The organism is Streptomyces inhibens, assembly GCF_003389455.1.
In the GTDB taxonomy this organism is placed as follows: domain Bacteria; phylum Actinomycetota; class Actinomycetes; order Streptomycetales; family Streptomycetaceae; genus Streptomyces; species Streptomyces inhibens.
Genome location: NZ_QUAC01000012.1, coordinates 1 through 12,383, shown reverse-complemented (window position 1 = coordinate 12,383; position 12,383 = coordinate 1). Strand labels below are relative to the sequence as shown.

Sequence of the window (12,383 nt, the reverse complement as noted above, 5' to 3'; positions counted from 1 at the left end):
GAGCCAGACCCCACGCCAAGCACGGTTTCAGGGGCAGGGAGCCAGACCCCACGCCAAGCACGGTTTCAGGGGCAGGGAGCCAGGTCCCACGCCAAGCACGGCTTCGGGGACAGGAACCGGAACCCCAGGCGGAGCACGACTCCGGGGACGGTGAGCCGGAACCGCACGCGGAGCACGACTTCGGGGACAGGAACCGGAACCCCAGGCGGAGCACGACTCCCGGGACGGTGAGCCGGAGCCCCGGCCGAACACCATCGAGGGGCCCGTCCGATGGTCGGGCCCCTCGATTCCCCCTCCATGCCGGCCCCGGATCCCCCCGGATCCCTCCCCATATCGGGACCAGCGTCAGCTATGACCTTTGTAGGCGGCCAACGGTTGCGCGCCTTCGCTGAGTTATTTCTCCGTCACCCGATGTACCACTGCTGTACGAATTCCCCTCGTCATCCCACATGCGCCCGGAAGCGGTCCACGATCTCGGCGAGCACCTCCGCACCCTCCCGCGCCCACAGCGCCGGGTTGAAGATCTCCACCTCGATCGGCCCCCGGTAGCCGGCCGCCTCGACCCGCTCCCGGAACCACCGCAGATCCACCGAACCGTCACCGAGCTGCCCACGCCCCAGAAGGACGCCCTCGGGCAGCGGGGTGATCCAGTCGGCGAGCTGGAAGGCCGCAATCCGCGAACGGGCCCCGCCGCCGGGCTCCTTCCCGACGCCCCCGGACCCTTCCCCGGCGCGGTCGACCCCCTCCCCTGCGCGCTCGATCTGGGCGCCGACCGTGTCGTCCCACCACAGGTGGTAGGTGTCGACGACCACCCCCACCTGCTCGACGGGGAACCGCTCGGCGAGATCCAGCGCCTGCGCAAGCGTCGAGACCACGCACCGGTCGGCCGCGAACATCGGGTGCAGCGGTTCGATCGCCAGCCGTACGCCCCGCTCCGCGGCGTACGGTCCCAACTCGCCCAGCGCGTCCGCGATCCGCTCCCGGGCACCGGGCAGATCCCGGCTGCCGGTGGGCAGTCCGCCGGAGACCAGGACCAGGGTGTCGGTCCCGAGGGCGGCCGCCTCCTCGATGGCCGCCCGGTTGTCGTCCAGCGCCGCGGCCCGCTCGGCCGGGTCCAGGGCGGTGAAGAAACCGCCCCGGCACAGGCTGGTGACCCGCAGCCCGGCGTCCCGTACGAGCCGGGCGGCCGCGGCCACCCCGTACTCCTGCACCGGCGCACGCCACAGTCCCACGCCCCGTACGCCCGCCCGCGCACACCCGTCGGCCAGATCGGGCAGCGACCACTGTTTGACGGTCCGCTGATTGAGGCTCAGACGGGCAAGGAGAGAGTCGGCGGGGTCGGCAGCGTCGACGGAGTCGGCGGAATCGGCGGACTCGGCGGACTCGGCGGACTCGGCCGTGGTCCGGCGCTTCATCGGCCCGGTGTCGCCGCTCATTCCCCCTCCCCCCTCTTCTCCGCCGCCGTCTCCCCCACCCCATATACGGCGAGCAGCTTCCGCATCCGGTCGGCGGCCAGCTCCGGGTCCGGGAACAGGCCGAGCCCGTCGGCCAGTTGGTAGGCGCGCCGCAGATGCGGCAGTGAGCGGGCCGACTGCAGGCCGCCGGCCATGGTGAAGTGCGACTGGTGCCCCGCCAGCCAGGCCAGCAGGACGACGCCGGTCTTGTAGTAGCGGGTGGGCTCCTGGAAGAGGTGCCGGGAGAGCGCGACCGTCGGGTCCAGGACGGCCCGGAACCCCGCGGTGTCCCCCGTGTCCAGGAGGCGAACGGCCTCGGCGGCCAGTGGGGCGAGCGGGTCGAAGATGCCCAGCAGCGCATGGCTGAAGCCGTGGTCGTCGCCGGCGATCAGCTCCGGGTAGTGGAAGTCGTCGCCGGTGTAGCAGCGCACGGTCTCCGGCAGCCTACGGCGCAGCCGTACCTCCCGGTCGGCGTCCAGCAGGGAGACCTTGACGCCGTCCACCTTGCCGGGGTGTGCGGCGACGATCTGCAGAAACGTCTCGGTGGCGGCATCGAGTTCGGCGCTGCCCCAGTAGCCGTCGAGCGCCGGATCGAACATCGGGCCGAGCCAGTGCAGGATCACCGGCCGGGCGGTCTGGCGCAGCAGATGGCCGTACAGCTCCAGGTAGTCGGCCGGTCCGGTGGCGGCCGCGGCGAGCTGACGGGACGCCATCAGGACCGGCCGGGCACCGGCGTCCTCGACAAGTGCGAGTTGCTCCTCGTACGCCTTTCGGACGTCCGTCAAGGAGGCGCCATGAGGCGGGAGTTGATCGGTGCCGGCTCCGCAGGCGAGCAGGCCGCCGACCGCCTTGGCCTCGGCCGCCGAGCGCCGGATCAGCTCGGCGGCGCCGCCCCAGTCCAGGCCCATCCCGCGCTGCGCGGTGTCCATCGCCTCGGCCACGCCCAGGCCCTGCGCCCACAGGTGGTGGCGGAAGGCGAGGGTGGCGTCCCAGTCGAGTGCGGCCGGGCCGTCCGGGGTGGTGTCGGCGAGCGGATCGACGACCACATGGGCGGCGGCGAAGACCGTACGGGAGCGCAACGGGGGCCGGGAGGCCGCCCCTGCGAGCCGACTGGCGGACCCGGTGGCGGCATCGGACCAGGTCGGCGGCGCGTTCACAGCGTCAGCTCCGGTACGTCCAGGCGGCGGCCCTGCGCCGACGACCGCAGCCCCAGTTCGGCCAGTTGGACGCCCCGGGCGCCGGCCGTCAGGTCCCAGCGCCAGGGCTCGTCGCGTACGACATGCCGCAGAAACAGCTCCCACTGGGCCTTGAAGCCGTTGTCGAAGTCGGCGTTGTCGGGAACCTCCTGCCACTGGTCGCGGAACGGTTCGGCGGCCGGAATATCCGGGTTCCAGACCGGTTTGGGGGTGCTGGAACGGTGCTGGACCCGGCAGTGGCGCAGCCCGGCGACCGCCGAGCCCTCGGTGCCGTCCACCTGGAACTCCACCAGTTCGTCGCGGTGCACCCGGACCGCCCAGGAGGAGTTGATCTGCGCGACGATGCCGCCGGCCAGCTCGAAGATGCCGTACGCGGCGTCGTCGGCGGTGGCGTCGTACGGCGTGCCCGACTCGTCCCAGCGGCGCGGGACATGCGTGGTGATATGCGCCTGGACGGTCCTGACCGGCCCGAACAGCTCGTGCAGGACGTACTCCCAGTGCGGGAACATATCGGCCGCGATGCCGCCGCCGTCCTCGGCGCGGTAGTTCCAGGAGGGGCGCTGCGCCTGCTGCCAGTCGCCCTCGAAGACCCAGTAGCCGAACTCGCCCCGTACGGACAGGATGCGGCCGAAGAAGCCGCCCTCGACGAGGCGGCGGAGCTTGCGGAGGCCGGGCAGGAAGAGCTTGTCCTGGACCACGCCGTGTTTGACGCCGGCGTCCCGGGCCAGCCGGGCCAGCTCCAGCGCGCCCGCGAGGTCGCCTGCGGTGGGCTTTTCGACGTAGAGGTGCTTTCCGGCGGCGATCGCTTTCTTCACGGCCTCCGCGCGGGCGGCGGTGACCTGTGCGTCGAAGTAGATGTCGATGCTGTCGTCGGCCAGTACGGCGTCCAGGTCGCAGCTCCAGTGCTCCAGGCCGTGCCGTTCGGCCAGTGCCCGCAGCTTGTGCGGGGAGCGGCCGACGAGCACCGGCTCCGGCCAGATCACCGTCCCGTCGGCCAGTTCGAGGCCGCCCTGTGCGCGCAGGGCGAGGAGGGAGCGGACCAGGTGCTGGCGATGGCCCATGCGTCCGGTCACGCCGTTCATGGCGATGCGTACGGTCGTGCGTGTCACGGTCGGCCCCTTTCGGGATGGGAATCGTGATCGCTGTTCTTGAGCGCACCGTTCCTAGAGANTTTCGGGATGGGAATCGTGATCGCTGTTCTTGAGCGCACCGTTCCTAGAGACTGAGTGGGAGTGAGTCCTGTTGCCAGGGCTGCTGCTCAGCCGTGTGCTCCGAACGGTGTTGGGCACACTGGTCGCCCGCTTTCGCGCCGCGGTCCGGCGACACGCATCGTGTGCGTGGTCCGGGGATACGGGGGCGGGTTTCCTCACGCCCTCGACCATCCGAGGTGGCCTGGACGGTCCGATGCCCACGACGATCACTCTGGTCGTCGTGGGGCGGTGCCGCCCGTCGCCGGATCGGGTGCCCGAGGGCGCGCCTGCCAATCGCCACCGAGGCGGCGTCATGGCGAGTCATTTGACGTTTCGTGCTGGTGAGGGGTTTGCGCCAGTGCTCATCGCCCCACATGGAGGTGTACGCCGGATCGACCGCGACAATGCTCAGGCCGAGTTCGGCGGCCATCGAAATGATGCGAGCCTTGAGCTTGCCGGTGGGCATGCCGGAGACCAGCTGCCGGAACTTCTTGCGGCGGCCGTGTTTCTCGCGGGTCTTCTCCGCGGCGAAGTCCAGGTCCTCGATCCCGATCGCAGTCGCGCCGGTCCGCTTCGTCCAGTGCAGCAGACGGGTGAGGGCGTGCCGGATCTGCGCGTCACGGTGCCCGGCGGTCCCCGACAGGTCGTAGAAGAAGCGGCGCGGGTCACCGACGGGGTTACCGTGCGCATCGAGCCGGTAGGCGGCGAAGTGATCGGCGTTGGTGTCCACACCGACCATGCCCCGGGCGCGGGCGGTGGCCAAAGGGAGCGTCTTGATGACGGGGCGTTGCCAGGAGGCGGTGAGGTACCAGCGACCGCGGGCCACGTCCAGGTGGATGCGGTAGGCCACCGCCCGATTGCTCGCAATGCGGTCCCGCCATTCCTCGCCGCGGTGCCTGAAGCCCACTGCGGAGGCGAGGATGTACCGGCCGTGGCGGGCGTTCGCCAGGTGGGCCAGCGGTGCGGGCAGCTTGATGGAGACTTCGCCGTCGGGGGTGACACGGATCGTTTCGTTGCCAAAACGCTTTCCCGACTCGCCGTCAGCGGCCAGGAACCAGCGCTCGGCCTCCCACCGCCGACGCCACTGGGCTTCGGTGAGCTGTGCCACTTCGAGATGATGGCGGGTGTTCAGCAGCCGGCGGCCGCCGCGCACCACCCGTACCCGGCCCGCCCGCCAGTCCTCGGCAACACCGGCATGCCGGGCCTCCAGCATCGCCAGACGGCGGGACTTACCAAACCACTCCCCCCGCGACCGGTACCCGCCCGCAGCCCGCTTCGTGCCCTTCTGGCCGAGCGGGAGGGACAGGCGGCGCCGGAGCGTGTTGATTCCGGCTTCCAGGCTCTGGATGTGGGCGGCCTGGCATCTGCGGGCGAGCGCCCACTGATCATGCGTGGCCTTGGTGATCGTCCCGGCGATCCGCGACGACGACACCGCCGTCAGCTCCCGCTTGCGGCCCGCCCACGAATCAGCGCAGTGACCGTGCCCATCCCTGCAGCGAGCCTTGAGATCACGCGAAGCCAGAGCGCCCTGAAACTCACCGACCGCACGAAGAACCTCCTCATCCCGCGCGGTCAGGCGCTTGAGCCGGTCGCGGATCGCCACCCCCGACGGACCCAACGCCACATACGGCACAGCCAGAGACCGCAACGGCCTTTTGCCGAACTGCTGTTGCTGCATCACCCACCTCCGCCCATCACCGCGGCCAGTACCAGCAATCTACCGGCGACCACTGACAATCCCCCCAGGACGACGGTCGCCGAGTCGGCGCACCACAGCTTCGGGCAGGACCTGGTCGGCCAGGACTGGCGGCTGGCCCTGTGATGGCCCGGGTGACGGCGTTGACGCAGGCTGAAGGGGCATACGTGCCAAGGACGTAGGCAACACGTGCGTCAGCGGCACGAACGTGAGCAGCGTGTGCGTCAGTGGTACGGACGTCAGCGAGACGGACCTCAGCAGCACGTACGTGAGCGAGACGGACGTCAGCAGCACGTACGTGAGCGAGACGGAGGAGCGCGGCATGGGCGGCAGCGGCACGGGCACCACTGGCGGCAGCATGGATGACACCACCCCCGCGATGCGGTTCGCCTTCTCCACCCTCGGGGTGCCGGGGATGCCGGTGGCCGACGTGCTGCGGCTGGCTGTCGAGACCGGGTATCAGGGGGTGGAGTTGCGGGCCCATCCGGAGGAGCCGGTGCATCCGCTGATCGGGGCGCGGGAACGGGCCGCCGTGCGCGGCCGGTTCGCGGACGCCGGGGTCGAGATCCTGGCCGTCGCCGGGTACGCCCGGGTCGCCGCCGCCCGGGACGTGGCGGGTGAGGGGGAGCTGGCACAGGAGCTGCGCGAGCTGGTGCTCCTCGCCGCCGATCTGGGGGCGCCGTATGTGCGGGTGTTCCCCGGCGGCGGTGACCGGCCGGCGGCCGAGGCGGACGCGGATGCCGCCCGCCGGCTCGCCGCGGTGGCGCCGCTCGCGGCCGACCGGGGCGTCCGCGTGCTGCTGGAGACCCATGACTCGCACCGTACGGGCGCGGCCGCCGCCCGCATCCTGGGTCCCGTGGGCCATCGCCGGATCGGTGCGCTCTGGGACGTGCTGCACAGCTGGCTCGGCGGCGAGGAGCCCGTCGACACCCATGCCGCGCTCGCCCCGCATCTGGGCTACGTCCAGGTCAAGGACGTCGCCTCGGCCGAGGACAGCACGCCCCTGCCGCTCGGCGCCGGCGCCCTGCCGCTGGCGGCCGTCCTGGCCACGCTCGGCCAGGAACCCCGCGACGCCCACGGCCCGGTGCCGACGCCCGAGGGCATCTACGACCAGGGCTCGGGCGGCTGGCTCTGCTGGGAGTACGAGAAGCGCTGGTACCCCGAGGCGGCCGAGCTCCCCGCCCTCCTGGCCCCCGGTCGCGCCCACCTCCAACGTCTCCTCAAGGGCCCCGCCCCGGACGCCCCCGCGGGCACCTGATCACCTCGGCCTGGCCCTCCCCCGAAGCCCCATCGCCTCCCGACCGCCCCCCGACGCCCCATCACACACCCCTGCCCGCCCCGCAATACCTGAGCGCCACCACGGATCGAGTCATTGACCGACAATAGTTTTCCGGCTATCCGTGTCTCCTTGGAAGTTTCCTTCAATGAGCCGAGGAAGCCCTCCGGAAGGAGCGCAGATGCACTCCAGACGTACCGTCCTGACCACCGCCGCAGCCGCAGCCGCCGCCTGTGCCACGGGCGCCACCCCCGCACACGCCGCAGCTTCCACCATCGGAACCCAGCCCTCCGCCCCTGCGGTCACCCCCGCCCCCTCCGCCGCCACCCGGGCCCGGCTGCGCCGCCTCATCTCCCGTATGACTCCGGAGGAAAAGGTCGGCCAGCTCTTTGTGATGCGGGTCTACGGGCACTCCGCCACCGACCCCGACCCGGCCGATGTCGCGGCGAACCAGAAGGAGATCGGGGTCGCCAACGCCGCGGAGCTGATCGCCAAGTACCACGTCGGCGGCATCATCTACTTCGGCTGGGCCCACAACACCCGTGAGCCGCACCAGATCGCCGACCTCTCCAACGGCATCCAGAAGGCCGCCGCCGCCCAGCGCGTCCCCGTCCCGCTGCTGATCTCCACCGACCAGGAACACGGCATAGTGGCCCGCGTGGGCGCGCCCGCGACGCTTTTCCCCGGGGCGATGGCGCTCGGCGCGGGCGGGTCCCGCGACGATGCCCGCACGGCGGCCAGGATCGCCGGCGAGGAGCTGTACGCCATGGGCATCCGGCAGAACTACGCGCCGGACGCCGATGTCAATGTCAACCCGGCCAACCCGGTCATCGGCGTCCGTTCCTTCGGCGCCGATCCGCAGGCCGTGGCCCGTATGGTCTCCGCCGAGGTGAAGGGCTATCAGGGCGCCGGTATCGCCTCCTGCGCCAAGCACTTCCCCGGGCACGGCGACACCGACACCGACAGCCATGTCGGGCTGCCGTACATCCACCACACCGCCGAGCAGTGGGAGCGGCTGGACGCACCGCCCTTCAAGGCCGCGATCGCCGCCGGTATCGATTCGATCATGACGGCGCATATCGTCGTCCCCGCCTTCGATTCCAGCGAGGACCCGGCCACGCTCTCCCGGCCGATCCTCACCGGCATCCTGCGCGAACGTCTCGGCTACGACGGTGTGGTGGTGACGGATTCGCTCGGCATGGAGGGCGTACGGGTGAAGTACGGCGATGCCCGGGTGCCGGTGCTCGCCCTCAAGGCCGGCGTCGACCAGCTGCTGAACCCCCCGGACCTGTCCGTCGCGCATGCGGCCGTCCTCAAGGCGATCGAAGAGGGCGAGCTGACCGAGCGCGATATCGACACCAGGCTGATGCGCATCCTGCTGCTCAAGGAGCGGCGCGGACTGTTCAAGGACCCGTACACCACACACCAGGACGTGGACCGGGTGGTCGGCACCCGCAGCCATCTCACCACCGCGGACCGGATCGCGGACCGCACCACCACGCTGCTGCGCAACGACGCCGACATTCTGCCGCTGTCCCGGCGGCGGGAGCGCAGGGTGCTGGTGGTGGGCTTCGATGCGGCCGCGCCGTCCGGCACCGGCGGGCCGCCCACCACGGTCCTCGCGAAGACCCTCACCGAGCTCGGCTTCTCGGCCATCGCGCTCTCCACGGGCCTGGCGCCGACCCAGCAGCAGATCGACGGGGCGGTGGCGGCGCTCGGCGAGCGGGATGCGGTGGTGGTGGCCACGTACAACGTGAGCGCGCAGTCGCCGCAGCGGAAGCTGGTGGGCGCCCTCCTGGACACGGGCAAGCCGGTGGTGCAGCTGGCGGTCCGCAACCCTTATGACATCGCCCGGTTGGACGGTGTCAGGGCGGCTCTGGCGAGCTACTCCTGGACGGATGTGGAGCTGCGGGCCGCGGCCCGGGTGATCGCCGGCCGGCTGGATCCGACGGGCAGACTGCCGGTCGCGATAATGCGCGCCGACACTCCGGACCAGGCGCTCTACCGGATCGGGCACGGACTGTCGTACTGAGCGCGCGGACGGGTACGGCGCGCTCCCCACCCTCGGGGAGCGCGCCGCATCCGTCACGGGCCGCCCTGCTGTCCTACGGCCCTGCAAGCCCTACAAGCCCTGCGGCCCTGCGGCCTTACGGCCGCAGCATCGGCATCCGCCGGACCTCCTGCTTGTCCAGCTTCTTGTCGTACGGGGCCAGCGGAGTGGCCTCGCCGCTCGGGGCCGGGACACCGGCCCAGTCGAGAAGCTCCGCGGTGGCCTTGGTGCGGTCGGCGTCCTTCAGCTTGGCGATGTTCGAGCCGTGGTTGCCGCCGGGCACGGTGAAGACATACGAGTCCCGGGCGCCCTTGCCGAGCTCGAAGTGCTCCGAACTCCAGGGGTCGTACTGGCCGTTGACGAACATCATCCGGTCGGCGTGGTGACGCACCCAGTGATCGACGTCGGGCATCGCGCGCTTGTCGAAGCGCATCGGGATGTCCTTCGGCACGAACGACCGGGAGTTGTTGATCCCGGGGTACTTCAGCAGACCGGCCAGCTGCGGGTAGCCGTAGCCGGGCTCTCCGAGCTGGGTGCCCGCCTGGTAGTAGTACGGCGTGTACGGCTCCATGCCCTGGTCGGTGTAGCTGTCAAAGCCGCCGACCTTGTCCATCCACTTCCACAGGTCGTCCGTGGAGACGGTCGGCTTGGGCACCTCGGCGCAGGCGGTCTCGGCCGGCTGGTACTGCCAGAACCCGAACACCAGGTCCGTGACCATGACTTCATAGGCCTGGTCGGCGCTGCCGACCTTCTCGAAGGTCTGCTTCTCCTTGTCGGCCCACTCCTGGAAGCGCCCCACCATCTCCCCGCGGCGCACCAGGGCCTCGCGCTCGATGGCGGCGAGGTCGGCGCGGCACTGCGCGGTGCCGACGTTCCGGAAGAACCGGTCGTAGGCGGAGTCCTCGTCGTTGCGGACGTCGTTGGGCGCGACGTAGGCGACGGTGCCGTTCATGTCGTGCGGGAAGAAGCGGCGGTAGTACGTGGCGGTCATGCCGCCCTTGCTGCCGCCGGTGGCGATCCAGTTCTTGCCGTAGATGCGGTGCAGCACCTCGAAGATACGGTGCTGGTCGTTGGCCGCCTGCCGGATGTCCAGCTTCTTCCAGTCGGCGGGCGCGGGCCGCGACGGGGTGAAGTAGCGGTATTCCAGGGAGACTTGGTTGCCGTCGATGATCTTCGTGGGTTCGCTGCGGGACGGCGTTGTGTTGACGTTGTAGCCGGAGGTGAAGAACACCGTCGGGCGGTCCACCGACTTGTGCAGCACGGTCAGCCGCTGCTGGAAGGTCCCCTTCGAGGGGTGCCGGTGGTCGATCGGCTGGGTGTAATTCAGGACGAAGTAGCGGTAGCCGTCGACCGGCTTCTCTTCGATGAAACTCATGCCCGGAATCGCCAGGATCCGGTCCTTGATGTCGTCGGTCTTCGGCTCGGCGGCGGTGGCCGCTCCTGCCGACGCGCTGCCGGCTCCTACCGTGCCTATGAGCACGGCGAGCGACAGCAGCCATCTGGTGGCCTTGCGCATGCACCCTCCCCTTGGGATAGCAAAGGTCGGGCTGAACCTATCGGCGCTACGGGAGGACCACCAGCCCCGAGGGCCGTCCGGCGGATCTTCGTGGGACGGCCCCCCGGGGCCTCAGGCCACCAGCTCCTCCTCCTCGCCGGTGAAGGTGCGCCACAGCTCCGCATAGCGGCCGCCGCGGGCGAGGAGTTGGGCGTGGCTGCCGTCCTCGGCTATCCGGCCGTGGTCGAGCACCACGACCCGGTCCGCGCGGGCCGCGGTGGTCAGCCGGTGGGCGACGACGAGGGTGGTGCGGCGGCCGACGAGGCGGTCGGTGGCCTGGTTGACGACGGCTTCGGTGGCGAGGTCCAGGGCCGCGGTGGCCTCGTCGAGCAACAGCACGTCCGGGTCGACGAGTTCGGCCCGGGCGAGCGCCAGCAGCTGGCGCTGGCCGGCGGAGAGGTTGCGGCCGCGTTCGGCGACCTCGTGGAGGTAGCCGCCGTCGAGGGTGGCGATCATGGCGTGTGCGCCGACGGCGCGGGCGGCGGCCTCCACCTCGGCGTCGGTGGCGTCCGGGCGGCCGTAGGCGATGGCGTCGCGGACCGTGCCGGCGAAGAGGTAGGGCTCCTGGGGGACCACGCCGAGGCGGTGGCGGTAGCCGGTCAGATCCAGCTCGCGCAGATCGGTGCCGTCTATACGGACGGCGCCCGATGACGGGTCGTAGAACCGTGCGACCAGCTTGACCAGGGTGGACTTGCCGGCGCCGGTCTCGCCGACGAAGGCCACGGTCTGGCCGGCGGGGATGGCCAGGTCTATGCCGGCCAGCGCCGGTTCGTTGCTCTCGCCGTAGTGGAAGTGCACATCGTCGAAGGCGATGTCGCCGCGCAGCGCGGGCACTTCGCGGGGCCGTTCGGCGGCCGGGGTGGTGGTCGGCTCGCGCAGCAGCTCCTGGATGCGGCCGAGGGAGACGGACGCCTGCTGGTAGCCGTCGAAGACCTGGGAGAGCTGCTGGACGGGGGCGAAGAACAGGTCGATGTAGAGCAGATAGGCGACCAGCGCGCCGGCGGTGAGGGTGTGGGAGCCGACGCGGTCGGCGCCGACGATCAGCACCAGCGCCGCCGCCACCGAGGACAGCAGCTGGACGAACGGGAAGTAGACGGATATCAGGAACTGCCCGCGGATCCGGGCCTGGCGGTAGGCGTCGCTGCGGGCGGCGAACCGCTCCTGGCCGCGCCGCTCGCGCCGGAACGCCTGGACGATTCGCAGTCCGGCCACGCTCTCCTGGAGGTCGCCGTTGACGGTGCTGATCCGCTCGCGGGCCAGCTCGTAGGCCTTCACGCTCTGCTTGCGGAAGAAGTACGTGCCGATGATGAGCGGCGGAAGGGTGGCGAAGACGACCAGGGCCAGCTGGATGTCGATGGCGAGCAGCGCAACGAGTATGCCGAAGAAGGTCAGCATCGAGACCAGGGCGGTGACCAGGCCGGTCTGCAGAAATGTCGACAAAGCGTCAACATCGGTCGTCATCCTGGTCATGATCTTGCCGGTCAGTTCGCGCTCGTAGTAGTCGAGGCCGAGGCGCTGGAGCTGCGCGAAGATCTTGAGGCGGAGGGAGTAGAGGACCCGCTCGCCGGTGCGTCCGGTCATGCGGTTGCCGCCGATCTGCGCCGCCCACTGGACGAGGACCACGATCAGGGCGAGCGCCGCGGCCGTCCAGACGCCGACCAGCGCGCCGAGCCGGACGCCCTCGTCGATGCCCTGCCGGATCAGCACCGGCAGCAGCAGCCCGGCGATGGCGTCCACGGCGACCAGCGCCAGCGCAACGGCCAGCGGCCCCCCGAAGCCGTGCAGCAGCCGGCGCAGCCCGTAGGCGCGCTCGGGGCGTACGGCACGGTCCTCGTCGATGTCGGGGGTGTCCGTGGCCGGCGGCAGCGCGGCGACCTGGGCGAGCAGCTCGGGCGTCCCGGGCGTGCCGGCCATCGCGGCGGCGATTCCGGGCCCGGCGGCGGCCGTGCGGGGCGCCACGTCGGCC

Annotated in this window: 8 protein-coding genes; 2 read left to right on the top strand and 6 right to left on the bottom strand. The window is 71.0% G+C overall.

Going from position 1 to position 12,383, the window contains the following annotated elements; all coding sequences use genetic code 11:
- Positions 1-440 precede the first annotated feature (440 nt).
- The 4 genes from DY245_RS01690 to DY245_RS01675 form a co-directional block, all read right to left on the bottom strand.
- Entirely contained in the window at positions 441-1,436 is a 996-nt protein-coding gene (locus DY245_RS01690) for a sugar phosphate isomerase/epimerase family protein (RefSeq protein ID WP_244942762.1), read from the bottom strand.
- The gene (locus DY245_RS01685) at positions 1,433-2,611 is read right to left on the bottom strand and encodes a dihydrodipicolinate synthase family protein (RefSeq protein ID WP_128502647.1); all 1,179 of its coding nucleotides are present in this window, start codon (positions 2,609-2,611) and stop codon (positions 1,433-1,435) included. The genes DY245_RS01690 and DY245_RS01685 overlap by 4 nt, the downstream gene beginning before the upstream one ends.
- Positions 2,608-3,759 (bottom strand): Gfo/Idh/MocA family protein, encoded by a 1,152-nt coding sequence (locus tag DY245_RS01680; protein ID WP_128502645.1) that lies wholly within the window; start codon positions 3,757-3,759, stop codon positions 2,608-2,610. Before DY245_RS01680 ends, DY245_RS01685 begins: the two co-directional genes overlap by 4 nt.
- A gap of 106 nt (positions 3,760-3,865) precedes the next feature.
- Positions 3,866-5,443 carry an IS200/IS605 family accessory protein TnpB-related protein gene (locus DY245_RS01675; protein ID WP_425329334.1) on the bottom strand — a complete coding sequence of 526 codons (1,578 nt, stop codon included), beginning with the start codon at positions 5,441-5,443 and terminating at the stop codon, positions 3,866-3,868.
- 472 nt (positions 5,444-5,915) lie between these two features.
- Here DY245_RS01675 and DY245_RS01665 point away from each other — a divergent pair, with 472 nt between their 5' ends.
- Together DY245_RS01665 and DY245_RS01660 are read left to right on the top strand one after the other, a co-directional pair.
- Positions 5,916-6,794, top strand: a complete 879-nt coding sequence (locus tag DY245_RS01665) for a sugar phosphate isomerase/epimerase family protein (protein ID WP_128502649.1) — start codon at positions 5,916-5,918, stop codon at positions 6,792-6,794.
- Between the two features lie 199 nt (positions 6,795-6,993).
- The gene (locus tag DY245_RS01660) at positions 6,994-8,844 is read left to right on the top strand and encodes a glycoside hydrolase family 3 protein (protein WP_128502639.1); all 1,851 of its coding nucleotides are present in this window, start codon (positions 6,994-6,996) and stop codon (positions 8,842-8,844) included.
- 115 nt (positions 8,845-8,959) lie between these two features.
- Here the strand turns inward: DY245_RS01660 and DY245_RS01655 are convergent, their stop codons facing one another.
- The gene (locus DY245_RS01655; RefSeq protein ID WP_128502637.1) at positions 8,960-10,378 is read right to left on the bottom strand and encodes a S28 family serine protease; all 1,419 of its coding nucleotides are present in this window, start codon (positions 10,376-10,378) and stop codon (positions 8,960-8,962) included.
- A 111-nt stretch (positions 10,379-10,489) separates the two neighbouring features.
- Positions 10,490-12,383 (bottom strand): ABC transporter ATP-binding protein (locus DY245_RS01650; protein ID WP_147318320.1); only part of this gene is annotated, 1,894 nt, incomplete at its 5' end.